The organism is Bacillus litorisediminis (genome assembly GCF_022808645.1).
GTDB lineage: Bacteria > Bacillota > Bacilli > Bacillales > JC228 > Bacillus_BF > Bacillus_BF litorisediminis.
The window spans coordinates 47,328-67,987 of the sequence record NZ_JAKZKT010000005.1; the positions used below are offsets into that span (position 1 = coordinate 47,328).

A 20,660-nucleotide genomic window follows, 5' to 3' on the forward strand; every position below is an offset into this window, starting at 1 on the left:
AACTTTTCGGTTTAGATTTGTGAAAAAAGTGTGACATAATGAAGATGTGAATCTCGAAGTTTAGGAGAGAGAACATGAAGGAAAAAGAAAAACGAATTGTCGAAGAAGCCATGAAATTGTTTGCGAAAAAAGGGTTCTCGTCCACTTCAGTTCAGGAAATTGCAGATGAAGCGGGGATCTCTAAAGGGGCATTTTATCTTTATTTCAAATCAAAAGAGGAATTAATGATTTCAATCTTCAAATATTATTACGAACGGATTAACCGAAAAGTTAGAGCGATTGAAGAAGAAGGGTTAGATCCAAAGGAAAAATTCATTAAACAGCTATATGTGCAATTGGAGGAAATCAAAAAACATAAAGATTTTATTTTAATGCATACAAGGGAACAGACAGTCCCTTTTAATAAGGATATTGAAATGATTATTCTTAAAATGCGGGCCGAGTCATTCCTTTTATATAAAAAAGCACTAACGGATATTTATGGAGAGCGGGTCTCCCCTTTTATTTGGGATTTAATCATTTCAATTCAGGGAATTTTTCAGTCTTATCTAGGCGTAATGCTTTTTGATACAGAAAAACTGGATACAAAACAAATTGCAGCCTTTATCTTTAACAGGACTGAAGATATTGTGCATGGCTTGGAAAAATCCCAGGAGCCAGCTATCATTGAATCTGACAAAATGGAACGGTTGTTGAACCTGTACCATAAAGAGAAGATTTCAGATCAACAAGATCTTATTAAAATGATTCATGAAACGAAGAACTCTTTTATGAACCACCCCGATCAGGAACGCATCCAGGTTACATTAGATGTAATAGTAGAAGAGATACAAAATGACTCTCCGCGGATTCCCGTTATTCAAGGGATGCTAGCTAATCTCTCTGGCTATTCTGTACTAGAGCCGCTAAAGCAGCAAATTGAATCCTATTTCCAAATTTAAGAGTAGAGTAAACACTTTGAATTTTAGTGTTTGCTCTTTTTTATTGTCTCGCGGATACATACTTTCCTAAATTTAGAAAAAAATACAACTATCACATATTTGTTAGGAGGTACACCTCTCATGACTGATCAAAGAAAAAACCAGTCACCCGAACCCTTTTGGAGATCTTCGGCTGATATCCCCTCCTTTCCGAAATTAGAGGAAAATAAATTCTTTGATGTAACCATTGTAGGCGGCGGAATTTCTGGTATTACCCTCGCTTATTTATTGACAAAGGAAGGATTTAAAGTCGCCATTTTAGAGGCGAATCAAATTTTAAATGGCACCACCGGTCATACCACTGCTAAAATCACAGCTCAACACGACATGATTTACGACGAATTCATTAGTCACTTTGGCAAAGATCGTACCCGTGCCTATTATGAAGCAAACACACAAGCTATCCAATTTATTAGAGAAACCGTTCAAAGCCACCAGATTGATTGTGACTTTAGTGAAGAGGATGCCTATTTATACGCCACCACTGACCAATATGCCAAAAAGCTCGATACAGAATATGAGGCTTATCAAAAGCTTGGTATTCCAGGAGCAATGGTTGACATACTTCCATTCGATCTTTCCATTAAGACAGCATTAATTATGAAAAACCAAGCTCAATTTCACCCGCTTAAATACTTATCCAGGCTTGTTGCGATTGTCCGGGAACAAGGCGGGGAAATTTATGAAAATACGGTAGCCGTTGATATGGAAAAGGGTAAGCATCCAAAAGTTATTACCCGTGATGGACATGAAGTATTAAGTAAATATCTGATTATGTGCTCTCATTTCCCTTTTCACGAAGATAAAAAAAGTCTATATTTTTCGAGAATGTATGCGGACCGCTCGTATGTTGTCAGTATTCGGGCGGAAAAGGAGTTTCCAGGGGGAATGTATTTAAGTGTAGATAAACCGATCCGTTCCGTGCGCTATACCCCGCTCGAAAATGGCGAAAAGCTTTTAATAATCGGGGGAGGGACCCATAAAACTGGTCAGGGTCCTGATACACTTTCCATTTATAAGGATCTTGAACAATTCGCCAACGATGTATTTGGCATTAAAGAAATCACCCATAAATGGTCGGCCCAGGATCTCTATACGTTAGATAAAATTCCGTATATCGGTCATTTTGCGGAGGACACTCCCAATATATTTGTAGCAACCGGATATAAAAAATGGGGGATGACCTCCAGTACTGTGGCTGCCTTACTGATTAGAGATCTGATTAAAGAGGTTGATAATCCATATGCAGATCTTTTTACACCATCCCGATTCTATGCGGATCCGAGTATAAAGGAATTTATCAAGACTAATGCAGATGTAGCCGGACACCTTCTTGCAGGAAAGCTTGAATATGCTGGTAAAAAATTAGAGGATATTCAATTGAATGAGGGTGCCGTTATTAATTTGAATGGAAAACGGACAGGAGTATACAAAGATCAGGACGGCAAAGTCCATATGGTCGATACCACATGTACACATATGGGGTGTGAGGTGGAATGGAACCACGGGGAACGCACCTGGGATTGCCCATGTCACGGGTCTCGTTTTTCCATTGATGGAGAAGTTATTGAAGGACCTACTAATAAACCTCTGAAAAAGGTGGAGTAAATATAAAAGTGCCAAGTATTTTCTAAAATGCTGGCACTTTTTCTTTTACCTAGGCCTCTAAAAATTTCTTGATGTTGGATAAGTGAGTTTCATTCTCTTTTTTTAGAATGTTCACAATGATGGGCCTTGTTAGCAGATTTCGGATCCCTTTTGTTTGAATCTTCATTTTGAACTCAATTTTCGTTCCCTGTTCTGTAGGCGTAAAGGTATATTCATTCCATACAATGAGTCCATTTGGTTCACTTTTTACCTTGTATTGTTTATTTGTGACATAATCCGCTACTTCAAGAATAGCTTCAGCTTTGTAGCTGCGGATCTGCTTGGTTTCTTTGTATTTGGTTCCGATTTGAATCGGCCCATCCGTAATCTTTTCCACTTTTTCAACATTATCAAAAAAGTGAGGACCATTTTCAGCATTACTTACAGCTGCAAAGACCTCTTTCAGCGGTTTATTTACTTCAATTGTATCGGTATAAGACATTTGAACCGTCCCCTTCACTTTTAATCGAGAACCTTTTTATTTATATATACCTTATTTGGCACTAAATTTCGATAACGAGACGACAACTATTTTTTAGAATATTTTAATTGAAAAAGAAGATACTAACATTGTCTCAAATTGCATGAAAGAGGAGACTAAAATGAACCTTAAAAAAATAGGGAGGGTTATAATGGGAGTTTTAAGCGGAAGTCCACAAAATGAACCTTTACATTACGGTGAGGTTTTTGCTATTTTTTCATTTTTAGCAGCAGCCAAAGGTAAGATTGCCGGATACCAAACGCTCATCAATCACACCGGAGACGAAGACCTTAAAAAGTTATTAACCGATTCTATTCAAGATATGAAGCGCGAAGAAGAAAAGCTTGAAGAAATTTTGAAGGTAAATGGGATTGCCCTGCCTCCTGCACCGCCAGAGCGCCCCTTTGCAACAGTTGAAAGTATTCCGCCGGGTGCGCGCATCAATGACCCGGAAGTAAGTGCAATGGTTAGTGCAGACATTGCTGCGGGTCTCATCGCTTGCAGTCAGGCAATCGCTCAATCTGTGCGCGAAGATATTGCGATGATGTTCGGTCAATTTCATATGACCAAGGCGCAATACGGGGCAAAATTATTGCGTCTAAACAAAGAAAAAGGATGGTTAATTCCGCCGCCACTTCATTTAAATACACCTGAAGATTGTTAAATAAAAGGGTCTGCCATAGGGTCAGACCCTAAATTTGTTATAGTTACCCAGACCAATTATAAAAGACCTTGTAGGTTTCTTCTTTTGGACGATCGATTTCGCTATAAATCTTTTTAAAATTCCTTTCTTCATTTAATGGCTCGACTACTGATTCGGTCCAGGGTCCATCCTCTTTAATTTCAACCTTTGTATACAGCGGAACCTTTGCATATAATTCAGCAATTTCTTGATTATTCATCCGAATACAGCCATTTGAAACATTTTGACCAATGGATTCTGGGTTATTGGTTCCATGAATCGCAAAGTTCGAAGCAAATACTAATGCTCTTTTTCCGTATGGGTTATTTTCAACAGGCGTAAAAGCGCGATTGGGATTCATCATTTTTATTTCTATTTGAAAAGTTCCTTCCGGTGTCTTTCCGTTCTTACCTAGTCCAACTGGGTACTTTTGAAGCAGAGTTTTACCTGACATCAGCCATAGTTCATTGTTGCCTTTATTGACGGTGATTTCTAAAGGTTCAAAATCAGGAAACTCTACTCTGTCCAATTCTAAATTTGGGTATAGGATAACTTCAATCATTTGCTTAAGCATGGCTTCATCTTCTATATCAAACGCTACCGGCTGATATACCCATCCTCCTGAGCCTGTATAGGTATCTGCGACAACATCCGAAAAGGTAAGCGGTTCTTTGGGAATGGCTGACAGATAATTGGATGGGAATGGCTGCACTAATACAGATAAGTCTCCGGGGAACTTGTTCGTTTGTTTAACGTATTGATATAAAGCACTTCTTAGGACGGTCGCCGCTTCCCACAACTGATATTCTTGCTCTTTTAAAATTTCTCTTTCCTTCTCTGAAGGATTACTGCTAATAACAATATCCTCAATATATAATTCTCTATATTGATCTGGCTGTTCAGCTTTTGCTTCTGTACTCAACGAAAAAAACATATAAACCAGAATGGCAGTTACAATTCCTAATAAATAAAAAATACTGGCCAACAAGATGATATCCTTTTTCCCTAATGCTGGCCTTAGTCTTTCCTTCTCCCCCACATAAATCCCCCTACAAAAGGAATGAAAATGCCTAATCTAGTCTATTTTTCTGCTGCTAGATTTATTAATAAAATATCTAGATTTTCTTTGGGGATCATGAATAAAATTAATTAAACGGATATACTCATTTGTATTGCCAATATCATATCGGTCACCTTCGATAATTCTTCCAAAAACATCGTTTTCCTCAGTTAATTGTTGAATCGCATCTGTCAGCTGATACTCGCCATCTTTTCCCGGTTTCAGTTCCTCGAGGTATTGAAAAATATCAGGTGTAAAGACGTATCGGCCTACCACAGCCAAATCAGATGGAGGGTTTTCAAGAGGCTTTTCAACAAGACTCTCAATCTTGACCCTATCCGGCTGAATAAGCTGTCCTTTTACAACCCCGTAATTTTTTAACAATTCTCTTTGTACTTTTTTTAGTCCAATCACACTACTGCCAGTTTCATTAAAAACCGTAATTAACTGCTGCAGAGCCGGATCGCCAGGGGAAATCACGATGTCATCAGGAAGAAGGACGGCAAATGGTTCATTGTGAGCAAAGCTAGACCCAAGCCGAATTGCATCTCCGAGTCCTCTTGCATAGGGCTGTCTCGTATAATGAATTTGGATATTAGGAATCTCCATTTCCTTTAATAAATGATCCTTGTTTTTCCTTTCTAAAAAAGCCTCTAGCTCTAATGAGTGATCAAAATAATCCACTATTAGGTTTTTCGCACGAGAAACAATGATTAAAATCTCCTGAATTCCAGAAGCTATTGCTTCTTCTACAATGTATTGAATCGCTGGTTTTTCACCAATAGGAAACATTTCTTTTGGGATTACTTTTGTTATAGGTAGGCTTCTTGTTCCATAGCCAGCTGCTGGAATAACTGCTTTTTTTATCACAACGACTCTCCCCTTCAGCCTGTTTGGAATATTCTATTCATTTACATATCGGATAGATAGTCATCCGCACAAAAAAGGGCTCTTTCTTGAGAAAGAAAAATATAACAATAATGGATCATGAAACGATCAAAGACTGCTACATGATAAGGTTATTTAGGCAAAGTTATTTTGATTGAGGAGGTTCTATTTTGCTTATAATCATGATGCAAACAGTCACAAGCCAAGCATCCCTTCTAATACTATGTAAAAGCTAGGTCTTGTGGAAGGTGATATGAAGTGGATATTTGTGTGATTGGAGCCGGTTATGTTGGACTAACATCTTCTGCTGTTTTAGCGGACTTGGGCCATCATGTAACCTGTGTGGATAAAAATAAAGAGAGAATTCAGGCATTGAACTCGGGAGAGTCCCCTATTTTTGAACCGGGGCTTTCTGAGCTTATTCAAAAGAATCAAAATCGGCTTACCTTTACTGATGATGTGGGAGAAGCCATTCAAAAAAACTCTTGTATCTTTATATGTGTGGGAACCCCCCCTTTACCGGATGGAAGCACGGATTTATCTTATGTGATGTCGGTTGTAGATGATTTAGCAGCTAATATCACCTCTAAAAAGACAGTCATAACCAAAAGTACGGTTCCTTTAGGCACGAATGAAATGATTCACAGACTTTTACTCAAAAAAGGGGTATCACCTGGTCTATTTAGAATCGTCTCAAACCCTGAATTTTTGCGGGAAGGGTCAGCGGTTCATGATATGTTTCACCCAGATAAAACGGTCATAGGTTTGCAGCACGGCGATACGACATCTTTAGAGATTATGAAACAAATTTACAAAGGGATTCAGGCCCCTATGATTGTCACCACCTTAAATGATGCAGAAGTTATAAAGTTTACCTCCAATGCCTTTTTAGCCACTAAAATATCCTTTATTAATGAAGTGGCACGTATTTGTGACCGCTATCAGGCTGACGTTACATCCGTAGCTGCAGCGATTGGGTTAGATCCGCGTATTGGTAAACATTTTCTTCAGGCTGGCGTAGGATATGGAGGCTCCTGCTTTCCGAAAGATGTAAGCTCCTTTATCCACTCAGCTAAACAAAGAGGGGTTGAAACACCAATTTTAGAGGCAGTCCAGTCTGTAAATGAAACCCAGCTTGATGTATATATTGATAAGATCCATTCGTATATTGGTGACTCGCTGACCAAAAAAGTGGCTGTTCTAGGAATTGCCTTTAAACCTAATACTGACGATACACGATCTTCACGCGCAGTTGCTCTTATTCAAAAGCTGGATGCTCTTAAGTTTAATGTAATGGCTTATGATCCAAAGGCTATCCTTCCGACTGAAGGCCTCAAGACAGCCAAGCAGGCTGAAACAATCGCTGACGCGATACTAGATGCCGATTGCCTTTTTATCGCAACCGATTGGCCATCCTTTAAAACATTAGACTGGAAAAAGGTCAAAACCTGGATGAAGGGTGACCTAGTTATAGATGGAAGAAACTGTATAGATCCTAAAGAAATCAGAAAACATGGTTTACGCTATATTGGAGTCGGGAGGGTATGAATAGACTTATTCATAAGAGCCGTTCATTTTATGTGGTTCCCATTATCAATAACAAAGGCATTAAATCAGTTTCACCGGCCTTAATAGGAGTGAAAAAAGTCCATGAATATTGCCTTTATATGTACTGAAAAATTGCCCTCTCCCGCTGTAAAAGGGGGGGCTATTCAAATGATGATTGATGGGATTGTCCCCTATTTAAAGGAACAGCATGATATTACAATTTTTTCCATAACAGACCCTGCATTACCGGACTTTGAACAAAAAGAGGGGGTCACCTATTACCGGTTTCCCCGAAGCAGCTATCGTTTTTCTGTAGCAGAGGAACTTAAGAATCATACCTTTGATATTATTCACGTATGCAATCGGCCGAGGCACATTCCTCTTTACAAGGAGGCTAGCCCTTCCAGCCAATTCATCTTAAGTGTTCATAATGAAATGTTTGCTGAGAATAAGATATCCGATGAGGAAGGTAAAAAGACAATTGAACAAGTAACAGCCATCACGACAGTCAGTCAATTTATTAAAGATACCATTATCGCAAGGTTTCCAGAAGCAGAGGAAAAGACGTCTGTTGTGTATTCCGGAGTTGATTTAAATGAATTTAAGCCGGTCTGGACCAAGGAGGGGCAAAGAATCCGAAACGAAATGAGAAAAAAATACGGAATTTCAAAAAGGAGCAAGGTTATTCTTTTTATTGGCCGCCTAAGCCCTTCCAAAGGGCCCCATATCCTGATCGAGGCTATGAAATACATCCTGCCCAAACATGAAGATGCGGTACTAGTCATTGTAGGAGGAAAATGGTTTAGTGATAATCGGGTCAATAAATATGTGCGTTATTTGCATACACTTGCCTCTCCTTATGAAAATCATGTTATATTTACTAAATTTGTTCCAGCCAACGAGATTTATCATATGTATGTAATGGGAGATTTATTTGTCTGCAGTTCTCAGTGGAATGAGCCGCTCGCCCGTGTACACTATGAAGCAATGGCAGCCGGAGTTCCGATTATGACTACAGATCGCGGCGGCAATGCAGAAGTCATCGAGGATGAAGAAAATGGTCTATTGATAAAAGATTATAAAAATCCGTTTGAGTATGCCCGTGTCATTAATGAAATGCTGGACCTTCCGGGGTTTGGCAGGTGGCTCGCTCAAAATGGAAGAAAAGCCGCAGAAGAACAATTTGATTTTAAGCATGTAGCGAGCCGATATCAATCTGTTTATTTTCAGGCTATCGATGCTCTTGCTGATACTACCCCCTTCTAAATCAGTTAAAAACCCTTTTGAAGACCTCAAAAGGGTTTTGTTATGATATTCATTTTATGACTCATCTTCAGACTCGTCTTCTGATTCCTCTCCTGATTCATCAGATGATTCGTCTTCAGATTCTTCACCTGACTCTTCACCTGATTCATCAGATGATTCATCTCCTGATTCGTCTCCTGATTCTTCCCCGGATTCATCAGATGACTCGTCATCATCAGAAAGCAAAAATTCTTCCATAATATCCTCTTCAGATAGAAGTTGTGAAAATAAGCCATTATCAAACTCTAAATTTGTGTTTAGCTCGCTCATTACTTGCATGGGTATGACTCCCTCCTATTTCCTAATTTTCATCAACAGTATATGACATGTGCCCTGATTAGGTCTGGTTAAGTGCCTATTTTTTAATTATTTTCGCTCTTTTCAGGTTATTGGCGATCCATGGCGGCTTTGGCGGTTCCATTGTAACAACGATAATTTGTTTTTTCTCCTTTGCCACCGTTTCTTCTGCTGATTCCTCGATTTCCTCGATTTCCTCAGCTTCATCCCAATCTTCTGCTGATTCAACCTCCGCCTGTTTCACATAATCGTATGATTCTAAAGATTCTACTGATTCATCGTACTGTTCATTAAAACTAGCGGCAAAATCATCATTCCATATCTCTTCAGCTGACTCAACTTCCAACTTTATAGCCGCACTTGCTGTTTCCATCTCTTCTTCCCAGTTAAATTCCGTGTTAAGACCAAAGGGAAATTCCATTAATTCGGCGGTTAGCTCAACTTGATTTTCTTTACGATCCGATTCTTTTAGGGTCTTTTCTGGGTTATCCATCATGCTTTCGTATTCAGAATAACTCCAACCCATTCGTCCAGGTGGAGAGAATGTAAATTTTTCAATTTCGAGCTTCGGAATTTTAGCTTTTTTCTTTTTTTCCACCGCTCTTCCCTCCATTTTTATTTTTAATTTCACTGACTACATTGGAAAATTCCTTAAGGAAAGCGTCTTTCGATTCTTCCACTGCAATAATATTTTGCAAGGCCCAGATATATTTTTCATCTGACCACGACCGTTTTTGCCCTAAATAATACTTATGGGCAATCGAGCAGAATAGGTGCGGAAAAGCTAGATCTGTCCATAGTACCCGATATTGTTCCTTTGTTAAAGGATTAACCTGATCATAAGACCGAAGCATATGAATGGCGAGATCCTTATCCCAGATGGACATTTTTTTCATCACTTTATTTAAAATAATGCGGAGGTCCCTGGCTGGCAAATCATACGTAATGGAATGAAGTTCCCTCATAAAAGTCTTCTGATTAATGTCAACTAATCTTGCAAATGTAAAATCTTGCTGACAAAAGCTTTTGTCATCAATCGTTTGCTTTACCCATTGGTCATATTCTGGCCGATCCAAATCTGCTAATGCCTTCCTGCCTCTCTCAAGCATTTTGTCCACGTGCTCTAAGAACATGATAGAAAAGGGATCATTTGGAAAGGAGAGGGCAATCTGTTTATTTCCTTCTAACTCCTGTAGCTTCCATCTGTACAATTTATGCCATTTCCCTAATCGCCCACGGGTTTTTGCTCCTTCAGCTGCATCAAAGCCCTTTGACGCAATATGAAACTTTCCGGCAAAATCTAACGCGCGGGAAAGCTGGTCTTTGTTGTAATAGATCATTTCAGTGCCCGTCACCTTATCATACATGACAAACGCCGTTTCCTTTGTTCCAATACAATACCCGCCATTCTTAGTCCGATAAAGAGGTGCGATTGGCAGGCCATTTTTTTGTAGATGAAGGTGAGCATCCGCGATGAACAGCATCCGATTTGCTTTCATCTCAGCCTGCTTTAAAATTTTTGGTCCCTGATCTGTTTCAACTTCCCATGTCGTTCGGCCGCTCCTCGAGCCCAAGAGCTTGATATCATTTACTTCAAACGGATAGTAACTTAAAACCTTGCTCAAGTATCCTTTTGTTAGTGTGCTTCCCTTTTTCTTGACTTTGGCGTCCTCTTCATTTTCACTATTAGTCTGCCATTCTTGCCTTTCTTCCATGGTATCTCCCCCTTCCTCAAGAATCATTTCTCGCTTCTTCATAGACTTTTAGGAGATTGACGGCAACGTGCTCCCAGCTAAAACGTTTTTCAACGAATGACCTTCCATTTTTCCCCATTTTAATTCTCTTACTCTCATTTTTGATCAGAGAAACAATCGGTTCTACGTAGGCATCTGGATTTTCAAACTCATAAATGATGGATCCGTTTTCTCCCTCAACGATCACTTCAGGATTGCCTCCCCTGTTACTAGTTATAACCGGAAGACCCGCAGCCATCGCTTCATAGTGAACACGTGCCAATGGTTCTTGCCATTGGGAAGAGCATACCAGTAAATCAGACATGGCGTATAAAGCCGGAATATCATGCGGTCTTACGAACTTTATAAATGTTACATGGTCCTTGTACATAGCACCAAGCGTATATAAATGCTTAACATAATTATTCACTTCATCGTCTCCAAACCACTTGGATCCTACTACCACTAACATTGCATTAGGTTCTTTCTCCACAATTTTTGGCAGAGCCTGCAGCAAAATATGCGGTCCTTTCACCTTGCTTAAGCGGCCTACAAACAAGATGATTTTTTTATTTTCTAGCTTTAATTCCTTTCTTGCTTCCGCACGCAGTTTTTTCCCCTCTTCCGTCCATGCCGGCTGATATTGATTAAGGTCAACTCCAGAGTACACAGTCCTCGTTTTACTTTTGGCCGATGCGAACCTTGATGTAATAGTCTCGCCAATGTAATCACTGACCGTAACAATTTTGGAGACAGCCTCAATACATTTCTTTCCCTCTGTATCACTGATTTTTTCAGGTGCAAACATTTCATTATGAACACTTAAAATAAATTTAGTTTGAGGCGCAACTTGAACTAGAGGTAAAATCCAGTTCGGCCGATTGCATAAATGGACAATCTCGTACTGATGAGTTTTCATATGTTCAATGATTGATTGTATATACTGATCTTCAGGAAAACGGACATATGTTACACCATTTATCTTTTCATTGTCTGGTAAGCTAGGATCCGTAATTGAAATGACAGTAACATCATGATTAGCAGCCATAACAGAGGCGACTGAGTCTAAATATATTTGAATCGCTCCTCCCCTTACGGCAGGGACCGGCAGCTTCTCTGTTGCTATTAAGGCAATCTTCATACCCAACCTCCATTCTCTAGAACATGTTATTCTAGGAGTTTGTACCCCCTAAACTATCGTACGAAGTGGACAAAGACATTGTGCCTTCATATTAAAACTTTTAGACGTTTGCACGAAAAATGAGAAAAACCCCCAATTTTTTATTTTTAGCCTAATTGGAAAAGCAGAAAATGGACTTTTACCATACATTATCAAGAGAAGGAAATTAGGAAGGTGATTTCATTGAAGGATAAACCCTTATTAATGGCAAAACCGATATTGAAGGATACATTCGTAATGGCTGCCATAGAAACCAATAGGGATAAAGAAATAAATGGAGCTAAAAAGGGTAAAGCGAAAATAGAGTCCACAGAGGCAATTGAAACAAAGCATAAAAAATCAAAAAAAGCGAAAGCGCTGCAAATGGATATAGAGTCTCCAGATAACGAAGAGGACACTGCTGAATTAACCCTTACCCCTGAAGAGGAACAGAGGCTTATTTCTTTAGCTGAAACGCTTCTAAATTCATGGGATGTCGATGTCAAGGGAATTGAAGTGATCCAGGGCAATCAAATGGCACTTGTCTGGAAGGTTCAAACAAGCAAAGGTCCCATCTGCTTAAAAAGAATCCATCGTCCTGAAAAGAAGGCCCTCTTCTCTATTTACGCCCAAGACTATCTTGCCAAAAAAGGAGCACGTGTCCCAGGGATTATTCCAAATAAGAAGAATCAGCTCTATACAAAATTTGGGCCGTTCTTATTTGTTGTATACGAATGGATCGAAGGAAGACCATTCGAGTTAACCAATACAGAAGACCTTCAAATGATTATGAAAGGTTTGGCTCAGTTTCACAAGGCTTCAATTGGATATCGCCCGCCTGCAGGCGTTCCTGTTTTTACAAAACTCGGACGCTGGCCAAACCATATGATTAAAAGGACCCAACAAATGGAAACTTGGAAGAAGATAGCCCAACAATACCCTGATGATCCTTTTTCAACCGCTTATTTAGAACAAATTGATCCAATTATTAAAGAAGCAAAAAGTACTTTAAAACGACTCTTGGATTCTCCATATAACTCATGGGTTAGAGCTGTTAAAAAGCAGCCAAACCTTTGCCATCAAGACTATGGTACTGGAAACTCATTGCTTGGACCCGACGGGAAAATTTGGGTTATTGACTTGGATACAGTCTCATTTGATTTGCCAATACGCGATTTGCGCAAAATGATTGTGCCCCTTCTGGATACAAATGGAACATGGGATCATGAGAAGTTTGACATCATGCTCTCTGCGTACGAATCAGTAACCCCGCTAACAAATGAACAAAAGAAAATCATGTTTATTGATATGTTATTCCCTTATGAGCTCTATGATATTATTCGCGAAAGATATGTACGGAAGTCCCCTCTGCTGGTTACCGAACTGGAAGAGGCGTTTGAGTATGAAAGAATTAAATCAAGAGCTCTAAATGAGCTGATTGCTCAATATAAATAGTTAAACTGAAAAGGATTGCGGATGTATATAAGTCATCCCGCAGTCCTTTTCAGATTTTGAGGTATCTTCGCTGTTATTTTCCCTGTATAATTCATTTGTGGAGCTTCTGCAAATAATTGCTAAAGCCAAATAACTGTTTTTATCGTACAATCATAGAAGTTACTTTATTACGAATTAGAAGAAAAGGTGTATCAATCATGAGTATTTTACACGTTAAAAATTTAAGTCATGGCTTTGGCGACCGGGCCATTTTTAATAATGTGTCCTTTCGTCTGCTAAAAGGAGAGCATATCGGTTTAATCGGCGCTAATGGTGAGGGTAAATCCACCTTTATGAATATCATTACCGGTAAGCTAGAACCCGACGAAGGGAAAGTAGAATGGTCTAAAAACGCACGGGTTGGCTATTTGGACCAGCATACGGTCCTCCAGCAAGGACTAACGATTCGCGAGGTTTTGAAAAGTGCTTTTCAATATTTGTTTAGCTTAGAAGCAGAAATGAATGAGATGTATGAAAAAATCGGAAGTGCTACTCCTGAAGAGTTAGAAAAACTAATGGAGGAAGTCGGTACCATCCAGGATATGCTGACTAATAACGATTTCTATGTAATTGATGCTAAGGTTGAAGAGATTGCCAGAGGGCTTGGTTTAGATGACATTGGATTGGACCGGGATGTACATGACCTGAGCGGAGGGCAGCGAACCAAGGTCTTACTTGCCAAGCTTCTTTTAGAGAAGCCTGAGATTCTTCTGTTAGACGAGCCGACTAACTACTTAGATGAGAAACATATTGAGTGGCTTAAGCGTTATCTTCAAGACTATGAGAATGCATTTATCTTAATCTCACACGATATTCCGTTCTTAAATAGTGTCGTGAATCTCATTTACCATATGGAAAATCAGGAGTTGAACCGCTATGTAGGAGACTACGACCATTTCTTGGAAGTATATGAGGTGAAAAAACAGCAGCTTGAAGCTGCCTACAAGCGACAGCAGCAAGAAATCTCAGAGCTTAAGGATTTTGTTGCCCGTAATAAAGCCCGCGTTTCAACCAGAAACATGGCGATGTCTCGCCAGAAAAAGCTAGACAAAATGGAAATCATTGAATTAGCACCAGAACGGCCAAAACCAGAGTTTAACTTTAAAGAATCGCGTACCTCCGGAAAATTAATTTTTGAGGCAAAAGACCTTGTGATCGGCTACGATTCCCCGCTTTCCAGACCGCTCAACCTGCGGATGGAAAGAGGTCAGAAAATTGCTCTCATGGGAGCTAACGGAATCGGCAAAACCACCTTGCTCCGAAGTATCCTAGGTGAAATTAAACCTATTTCGGGTCAAGTTGAACTGGGAGAATATTTAAATATAGGCTATTTTGAACAAGAAATAAAAAAAGCTAATTACAACACTTGTATTGATGAAGTGTGGAATGAGTTCCCGCATTTTACACAATATGAGGTTCGGGCTGCTCTTGCCAAATGCGGCCTTACAACGAAACATATTGAAAGTAAAGTTGAAGTTCTAAGCGGCGGAGAAAAAGCAAAAGTTCGTTTATGTAAGCTGATTAATCAAGAAACCAATCTATTGGTTTTAGATGAACCGACCAACCATTTGGATGTCGATGCCAAGGATGAGCTGAAACGTGCTTTAAAGGCGTACAAAGGCAGCGTTTTGATTATCTGCCATGAGCCTGAGTTTTATCAGGATATTGCAACCGATGTGTGGAACTGTGAAACTTGGACGACAAAGGTGTTTTAATCATAGGAGCCTCTAAACTTTGTGTTTAGGGGCTTATTTTTCTGCGGAAAGCCCTTATTTCCATTGCCCTTCTAAGAGTGTTACAATAATAGTGTAATTAAAATCCAATGTAAATGGGGGATTTCTATGTCCGCAAAACAAATGGTGACGATCCAAACTAAAAAGAAAACCAAATATGTATCGATTCAGCGAATGGCTGCTTATCACGCTATAAAAGTGGTTGAAGCCTATGATGATCATAATGAATGTTATCTGCTGTTTTTCTATAAAAATCAGTATTTAACTTATCGAAAAGTGACGTCACTTGGCACTGACTCGCGACTCAAAGCTTTGTTTTCCGATGGTATCATAATCGATGCCCCCCATCCATTAATTGAACATCTGATTGCCAGAACACAAACTTTCACCTTTCAAAGCTTTAATCAGCTTCTTCACAAAGCGGAACAGCATTTTTCCGATCAAGAAACCTCGCTCATCTTTTCGTTTTTCGATTCCTTTATCCCTAAAGATAAAATTATAAATTTAATGAGAAACAAATATAACCAATTCCGACGAAATGGACAATTTTTTAAAGCCTATCAAATTCTTCAAATTTGTTTGGACTATGCTCCTAACAATAATTGGGCCCGTGATATGTCACATAACCTTCAATACCATCGCTTTGAAATGCTTTATGATGAAGTCGGCCCTGCTCTTTTCAATAAAGATCCCCTTTATGTTGAAATTCATTCTTTTCAGAATCGCCCGGATGATAAACTGTTCTCTCAGCTTCAAGAAAAACTTTCTCAAGAAGACAGATGGATTGATCAAATTATCCTTTATAGAGACCGGATGCTGACTTCAGAAGGGGCTGGCAGTTTTGCAAACCTATACTCCCTTCTTATTTCACACCTGCAGGATGAGGATATCATCTATTTGTTAAACGAGCTACTAGAAAAAGGGAGAAACCAAAAGGAGCTGCGACAGGCATTAATTAATCTCCTTATAAAAAACAGACATTATGAAGATGCCATCAACGTCATTTCCAATCGCTATTCTACAGTCTCAAACGATGAGTATCTTCAAGTCCAATACTTACTTGAACATAAACCATTAGACTCAAGCAAGCTGCAGATTGAAAATATGAACCATATCCTCGTTCACGAGACAGAACCCCACAAGTTAGAAAAATTACTCCGTCTATGTATTCCTATTTTACTGAATAAATATGATTTTACCTTTACTCATCAATGGCTTCGTCCATTCTATGAATTAGAGGTCTCCCTCCCTATACTGCAAAAATTGAATACGATGGCAGCCATTAAAGATGATCCAGAGCATCAGCTTCAGTTAGGAGAGCTTTATTATGAATTTCAACAATTTGACAGGGCTATTGACTGCTTTAGCTTTGAGATGGAGCTAAATCCTCATGATATCAAACCGATTCAATGGTTAGCCAAAGCTTATAGAGAATTAGGGAAAAAAGAAGAATCTCTCGCTTATCAAAATATCGTTGCTTCTATGCAGAAACGGGCTTAGACAGATTTTCACCCTATTCTTGTGTAAAATGAAAGGCCATTTCCTCTGATTGGAAATGGCCTTCATTATTTACTTAATTGCTAATTTGTTCTTTAATTTTTCAAGCATATCTGTTGTCATCAGCTCCAGATTGTACTCTGCCTTAAATCCCCACTCCTCTTTAGCTGCGGTAGGGTCGATTGAATTGGGCCAGCTATCCGCAATTTTTTGTCTGACCGGGTCGACCTGATACTCCATCTTAAAAGAAGGAATATGTTTGCGAATTTCTGCAGCGATCTGTTCCGGTTCAACACTCATAGCTGTAACATTGAAGGAGTTTCGATGAATCAGCTTGGATGCATCTGCTTCCATCAATGAAATAATAGCCTGCAATGCATCAGGCATGTACATCATATCCATATAGGTTCCGGCTTTTATATACGATGTATATGTTCCGGATTTTAGTGCTTCATAATAGATTTCAACCGCATAATCCGTCGTTCCGCCACCCGGGGGAGCGACATACGAAATTAAACCAGGAAACCTGAGACCGCGTGTATCTACACCAAATTTTTGAAAATAGTAGTCGCAAAGAAGTTCGCCTGAAACCTTGTTCACGCCATACATAGTCGTGGGACGCTGAATCGTATCCTGAGGCGTATTTTCCTTTGGTGTCGATGGACCAAATGCACCAATCGAGCTCGGCGTAAAAAATTGACACCCTTCTGCCCGGGCTACCTCTAAAGCATTTACAAGCCCGCCCATATTAATATTCCATGCCAACAAAGGCTTAGCTTCGGCTGTTGCGGATAATAAAGCAGCCAGGTGAATGATAGTGTCCACCTTATATTTAGCAGCAATTTCATGCATTGTTTTTCCATCTGTGACATCGAGAATTTCAAAAGGCCCTGACTGTACAATTTCATTGTCAAGCGAGCGGATATCTGTAGCAATTACGTTACTTGCTCCATACACCTCTCTCAATTTCATCGTTAGCTCTGCACCAATTTGACCTAAAGCACCAGTTAGCAATATTTTTTTCATTGGTTTTCCCCCGTGGTAATGATACTGTTTATTCTTGCGATGTTTCAAACAAAAGTATTGTTAGTCCTTTCGTTTTTAAACGGAGATGAGTTAAATAACACCCATTTCTTTGCCTACCTTTTCATAAATAGCTAATGCCTGATCAAGCATTTCCTTCGTATGCGCCGCAGTTGGCATATTTCGTACTCGTCCTGTGCCGCGCGGTACGGTCGGGAAGACGATTGATTTTGCATATACTCCTTCTTCAAATAACCTTTTACTAAACTGTTGGGTTGTTTTTTCTTCCCCTATGATACATGGTGTAATGGGTGTTTCACTATGTCCGATATTAAAACCTAACTCTTTAAGTCCCTTTTTCAAATAGCGGCTGTTTTCCCAAAGCTTTTCCTGTAATTCTGTACTATTTAATAAGATATCAATTGCTTGAATCGATGCCGCCACATCAGCAGGTGTTAGAGATGTAGAAAAGAGAAACGGACGGCTTCTTACTTTCAGCCAATCTATTAAAGCCTGTTTCCCGGCAACATATCCGCCAACTACTCCAATCGCTTTCGATAGTGTCCCAATTTGGAAATCGACACGATCTGACAGACCAAAATGCTTCACTGTTCCGGCGCCATTTCCTAATACTCCGCTCCCATGGGCGTCGTCAACATATGTCATCATATCATATTCCTCGGCAATCTCAACGATTTCTGGAAGCTTGGCGACATCCCCGTCCATAGAGAACACCCCGTCCGTGATCACCATTAACTTTTTATATTGTCCCGACTCCTTAGCCTCTTTTGCTTTTGCACGAAGATCATCCATATCAGAGTGATTGTATCGGATGATTTTAGCTTTGGATAAACGGCAGCCATCAATGATCGATGCATGATTCAGCTCATCTGACAGAATGGCATCGTTTTTATCCATAACAGCCGAAATCGCGGCCATATTACAATTAAAACCGGATTGATAGGCAATCGCAGCCTCTGTATGTTTAAATTCGGCCAGCTTTTGTTCAAGCTCTACATGAATTTTAAGAGTTCCATTAATCGTTCTCACAGCACCGGCACCGACTCCATATTGGTCAATAGCCTGTTTCGCAGCTTTCTTTAAACGTTCATCCGTTGCTAAGCCTAAATAATTATTTGAAGATAAATTGATTAACTCTTTTCCGTCGATTTGGATGATCGGACCGTTCGGACTTTCAAGAGGATCGATGACATTATATAAACCACGGCTTTTTAAATCCTCTAAATTTTCATTTAAAAAGTTATTTAATGTTTGACTTGTCATGTTAAAACCTCCAATTAATTTAGTTATCCTTTTTGAAAGCGCTTAAATTTACTTTTGCTTAACAAATTTTTAAAAAAATAACTATTCAGTTTATAATTTTTCAAATACAATTAAAACACATTTATTTTAAAAGCAACTTTCCTTAGCAGTTAAGTGCTTATCTACCAAAAAACATCCTGAAAATTAAACCTTTTTTACTTTTAAATACTAGGGGTTTTATAGTTCCGAAAATAAGCCTATATACATATGTACGAAATTTCTCTACTATAATTATTAGTATGCACTTTTTTACAAGAATCCTTATTTTTCATTTTAAACGGGTTTTGGAAGGTGATGTAGATGTGGGACGTTATCCAGGATATATTAATTAATGTTTTATTGATCCTCTTCCCCGTTCTCTTTTACCTCGTTTTTTTACGAGAAAGTGTTTCAATCCGGCAAAATCAATGGGTTTCTAAATTTACAATCATATTGTTCGTATCCTTATTGCTTACAATGCTCTTTCCGGCTTCTTATACGGAAGGATTTTCATATGACTTAAGGATTATTCCCATTATAGTCGCCTTTCTATACGGTGGTGCATTACCAGGTTTTATACTCGTGTGCAGTATGCTTTGCTTTAGTTTGGTGATAGATCCTGACAGTTTTTTATCAAACCTTGGAAATTACCTCTTTATCTCTATTATTTTAACGAAATTTAAAAATTTCTACCACCGCCAAACTATTTATTTTAAAGCTTTTCTAATTAGTTTATTTTACATGAGCATTGGGGTTACACGATTGATTTATGTAGTAAAAATTCAATCAACTGTAGAACTATCCTTTATTTTCTATTTAACGCTCATCACATGGGTTACCTTGCTGGCCGTTATCTTTATCATTGAAAACATGGAAAACCAGCTGATTATGCAGCGAGAACTGGAGCATGTAGAAAAAATGAATACCATTAGTCAGCTTGCGGCAGCCGTTGCACATGAAATTAGAAACCCGATGACGACGGTGAGAGGATTTTTGCAAATGCTTAATTCTAGCGGGACTGTATCCGACCATGACAAATCCTATATAAAAATATCAATTGAAGAATTAGATCGGGCTCAGGCTATCATTAATGACTACCTTTCGATATCGAAACCGTCAAAAGGCGGCATCGAACAATTCGATTTAACAAAGGTTTTACATGATTCCATTCAAATCATAACAGCCTATGCAGCCGTTAACAACATCCATATTACATCCGATATTGCCCCTTCCTTAAAATTATTTGGATTTAAACACGAAATTCAGCAGGTTCTTATGAATATTATGAAAAATGGAATTGAAGCGATGAAAGCAGGTCAAACGCTAGATGTTTCAGCTTGTGAAAAACAGAATATGATTGAAATAGTTATAAAAGATCACGGATGCGGCATTCCAAAGGATGAATTGAAATGGCTGGGAACGGCTTACTTTACGAATAAAGAAAATGGAACCGGGCTAGGATTAGCTGTAAGCTACGAAATTATTAAAAGAATGCAAGGCAAAATTGATGTACAAAGCCAGGTGAATGTTGGAACTACGTTTACAATCCATGTTCCTTCCCATCCCAAACAAGCGGAGCCTGTGAACGAAAAAGCTTATTCAGAAAGCTCGCCGACTGGGAGCCTAAAGGCTTAGCGTGATGCGTAGTTGCACTTTATCTCGCTCGAAACGGCCACGACCTGTGGCATCGCTCGACTCATGTCCTGCCCACGGTATTTTATGCCAAAAAATATTAGATTTACTACATTGCTAAAATTTTTTCACCTTGGAGTATAAGATAAAAAGTGTAGAGACCAAGTTTCTCTACACTTTTTTCAATCAGAATTACTAC

The 20,660-nt window shown here is 39.1% G+C and carries 18 protein-coding genes; 9 read left to right on the forward strand and 9 right to left on the reverse strand.

Going from position 1 to position 20,660, the window contains the following annotated elements; genetic code table 11:
* The first annotated feature begins 74 nt into the window (after window positions 1-74).
* Both MLE14_RS03905 and MLE14_RS03910 read left to right on the forward strand, forming a co-directional pair.
* Window positions 75-941 carry a TetR/AcrR family transcriptional regulator gene (locus MLE14_RS03905; protein WP_243297000.1) on the forward strand — a complete coding sequence of 289 codons (867 nt, stop codon included), beginning with the start codon at window positions 75-77 and terminating at the stop codon, window positions 939-941.
* A gap of 120 nt (window positions 942-1,061) precedes the next feature.
* The gene (locus MLE14_RS03910; RefSeq protein ID WP_243297001.1) at window positions 1,062-2,588 is read left to right on the forward strand and encodes an FAD-dependent oxidoreductase; all 1,527 of its coding nucleotides are present in this window, start codon (window positions 1,062-1,064) and stop codon (window positions 2,586-2,588) included.
* Window positions 2,589-2,637: 49 nt separating this feature from the next.
* Here MLE14_RS03910 and MLE14_RS03915 read toward each other — a convergent pair whose 3' ends face one another.
* A complete protein-coding gene (locus MLE14_RS03915; RefSeq protein WP_243297002.1) occupies window positions 2,638-3,069 on the reverse strand; it encodes an SRPBCC family protein in 432 nt (143 codons plus the stop codon).
* A 190-nt stretch (window positions 3,070-3,259) separates the two neighbouring features.
* Between MLE14_RS03915 and MLE14_RS03920 the strand changes: the two genes are divergently transcribed.
* The gene (locus MLE14_RS03920) at window positions 3,260-3,772 is read left to right on the forward strand and encodes a DUF3231 family protein (protein WP_243297003.1); all 513 of its coding nucleotides are present in this window, start codon (window positions 3,260-3,262) and stop codon (window positions 3,770-3,772) included.
* A 43-nt stretch (window positions 3,773-3,815) separates the two neighbouring features.
* On the opposite strand, the gene MLE14_RS22565 is transcribed toward MLE14_RS03920, so the two are convergent.
* Both MLE14_RS22565 and MLE14_RS03930 read right to left on the reverse strand, forming a co-directional pair.
* Entirely contained in the window at window positions 3,816-4,829 is a 1,014-nt protein-coding gene (locus MLE14_RS22565) for a L,D-transpeptidase (RefSeq protein WP_243297004.1), read from the reverse strand.
* Between the two features lie 36 nt (window positions 4,830-4,865).
* Window positions 4,866-5,720 carry a UTP--glucose-1-phosphate uridylyltransferase gene (locus MLE14_RS03930; RefSeq protein ID WP_243297006.1) on the reverse strand — a complete coding sequence of 285 codons (855 nt, stop codon included), beginning with the start codon at window positions 5,718-5,720 and terminating at the stop codon, window positions 4,866-4,868.
* 276 nt (window positions 5,721-5,996) lie between these two features.
* Here MLE14_RS03930 and MLE14_RS03935 point away from each other — a divergent pair, with 276 nt between their 5' ends.
* Window positions 5,997-7,286: a UDP-glucose dehydrogenase family protein gene (locus tag MLE14_RS03935; protein WP_243297007.1), complete on the forward strand. Its 1,290-nt coding sequence runs from the start codon at window positions 5,997-5,999 to the stop codon at window positions 7,284-7,286.
* A gap of 102 nt (window positions 7,287-7,388) precedes the next feature.
* Window positions 7,389-8,552: a glycosyltransferase family 4 protein gene (locus MLE14_RS03940; protein WP_243297009.1), complete on the forward strand. Its 1,164-nt coding sequence runs from the start codon at window positions 7,389-7,391 to the stop codon at window positions 8,550-8,552.
* Window positions 8,553-8,606: 54 nt separating this feature from the next.
* On the opposite strand, the gene MLE14_RS03945 is transcribed toward MLE14_RS03940, so the two are convergent.
* The 4 genes from MLE14_RS03945 to MLE14_RS03960 form a co-directional block, all read right to left on the reverse strand.
* The gene (locus tag MLE14_RS03945) at window positions 8,607-8,870 is read right to left on the reverse strand and encodes a hypothetical protein (RefSeq protein ID WP_243297011.1); all 264 of its coding nucleotides are present in this window, start codon (window positions 8,868-8,870) and stop codon (window positions 8,607-8,609) included.
* 76 nt (window positions 8,871-8,946) lie between these two features.
* Window positions 8,947-9,486, reverse strand: a complete 540-nt coding sequence (locus MLE14_RS03950) for a hypothetical protein (RefSeq protein WP_243297012.1) — start codon at window positions 9,484-9,486, stop codon at window positions 8,947-8,949.
* Entirely contained in the window at window positions 9,464-10,603 is a 1,140-nt protein-coding gene (locus MLE14_RS03955) for a CotS family spore coat protein (protein WP_243297013.1), read from the reverse strand. The genes MLE14_RS03950 and MLE14_RS03955 overlap by 23 nt, the downstream gene beginning before the upstream one ends.
* Window positions 10,604-10,619: 16 nt before the next feature.
* On the reverse strand, window positions 10,620-11,762 hold the full coding sequence (locus tag MLE14_RS03960) for a glycosyltransferase family 4 protein (protein WP_243297014.1): 1,143 nt from the start codon (window positions 11,760-11,762) through the stop codon (window positions 10,620-10,622).
* Window positions 11,763-12,164: 402 nt separating this feature from the next.
* Between MLE14_RS03960 and MLE14_RS03965 the strand changes: the two genes are divergently transcribed.
* The 3 genes from MLE14_RS03965 (at window position 12,165) to MLE14_RS03975 (ending at window position 16,507) form a co-directional block, all read left to right on the forward strand.
* On the forward strand, window positions 12,165-13,235 hold the full coding sequence (locus MLE14_RS03965) for a CotS family spore coat protein (RefSeq protein WP_243297123.1): 1,071 nt from the start codon (window positions 12,165-12,167) through the stop codon (window positions 13,233-13,235).
* Window positions 13,236-13,432: 197 nt separating this feature from the next.
* Window positions 13,433-14,989, forward strand: a complete 1,557-nt coding sequence (locus tag MLE14_RS03970) for an ABC-F family ATP-binding cassette domain-containing protein (protein ID WP_243297015.1) — start codon at window positions 13,433-13,435, stop codon at window positions 14,987-14,989.
* 126 nt (window positions 14,990-15,115) lie between these two features.
* Window positions 15,116-16,507, forward strand: coding sequence for a hypothetical protein (locus tag MLE14_RS03975; RefSeq protein WP_243297017.1), 1,392 nt, complete (start codon window positions 15,116-15,118; stop codon window positions 16,505-16,507).
* Between the two features lie 69 nt (window positions 16,508-16,576).
* On the opposite strand, the gene MLE14_RS03980 is transcribed toward MLE14_RS03975, so the two are convergent.
* Both MLE14_RS03980 and MLE14_RS03985 read right to left on the reverse strand, forming a co-directional pair.
* On the reverse strand, window positions 16,577-17,530 hold the full coding sequence (locus MLE14_RS03980; RefSeq protein ID WP_243297019.1) for an L-threonine 3-dehydrogenase: 954 nt from the start codon (window positions 17,528-17,530) through the stop codon (window positions 16,577-16,579).
* A gap of 90 nt (window positions 17,531-17,620) precedes the next feature.
* Window positions 17,621-18,811, reverse strand: a complete 1,191-nt coding sequence (locus MLE14_RS03985; protein ID WP_243297020.1) for a glycine C-acetyltransferase — start codon at window positions 18,809-18,811, stop codon at window positions 17,621-17,623.
* A 339-nt stretch (window positions 18,812-19,150) separates the two neighbouring features.
* Here MLE14_RS03985 and MLE14_RS03990 point away from each other — a divergent pair, with 339 nt between their 5' ends.
* Complete coding sequence (locus MLE14_RS03990; protein ID WP_243297022.1) at window positions 19,151-20,464, forward strand: ATP-binding protein; 1,314 nt, start codon at window positions 19,151-19,153, stop codon at window positions 20,462-20,464.
* The last annotated feature ends 196 nt before the right edge of the window (window positions 20,465-20,660 follow it).

Coding starts and splice junctions, on each gene's coding strand:
- MLE14_RS03905 (WP_243297000.1), top strand. CDS start 75: ATGAAGGAAAAAGAAAAACGAATTGTCGAAGAAGCCATGAAATTGTTT.
- MLE14_RS03910 (WP_243297001.1), top strand. CDS start 1,062: ATGACTGATCAAAGAAAAAACCAGTCACCCGAACCCTTTTGGAGATCT.
- MLE14_RS03915 (WP_243297002.1), bottom strand. CDS start 3,069: ATGTCTTATACCGATACAATTGAAGTAAATAAACCGCTGAAAGAGGTC.
- MLE14_RS03920 (WP_243297003.1), top strand. CDS start 3,260: ATGGGAGTTTTAAGCGGAAGTCCACAAAATGAACCTTTACATTACGGT.
- MLE14_RS03940 (WP_243297009.1), top strand. CDS start 7,389: ATGAATATTGCCTTTATATGTACTGAAAAATTGCCCTCTCCCGCTGTA.
- MLE14_RS03945 (WP_243297011.1), bottom strand. CDS start 8,870: ATGCAAGTAATGAGCGAGCTAAACACAAATTTAGAGTTTGATAATGGC.
- MLE14_RS03955 (WP_243297013.1), bottom strand. CDS start 10,603: ATGGAAGAAAGGCAAGAATGGCAGACTAATAGTGAAAATGAAGAGGAC.
- MLE14_RS03960 (WP_243297014.1), bottom strand. CDS start 11,762: ATGAAGATTGCCTTAATAGCAACAGAGAAGCTGCCGGTCCCTGCCGTA.
- MLE14_RS03965 (WP_243297123.1), top strand. CDS start 12,165: ATGGATATAGAGTCTCCAGATAACGAAGAGGACACTGCTGAATTAACC.
- MLE14_RS03970 (WP_243297015.1), top strand. CDS start 13,433: ATGAGTATTTTACACGTTAAAAATTTAAGTCATGGCTTTGGCGACCGG.
- MLE14_RS03975 (WP_243297017.1), top strand. CDS start 15,116: ATGTCCGCAAAACAAATGGTGACGATCCAAACTAAAAAGAAAACCAAA.
- MLE14_RS03980 (WP_243297019.1), bottom strand. CDS start 17,530: ATGAAAAAAATATTGCTAACTGGTGCTTTAGGTCAAATTGGTGCAGAG.
- MLE14_RS03985 (WP_243297020.1), bottom strand. CDS start 18,811: ATGACAAGTCAAACATTAAATAACTTTTTAAATGAAAATTTAGAGGAT.
- MLE14_RS03990 (WP_243297022.1), top strand. CDS start 19,151: ATGTGGGACGTTATCCAGGATATATTAATTAATGTTTTATTGATCCTC.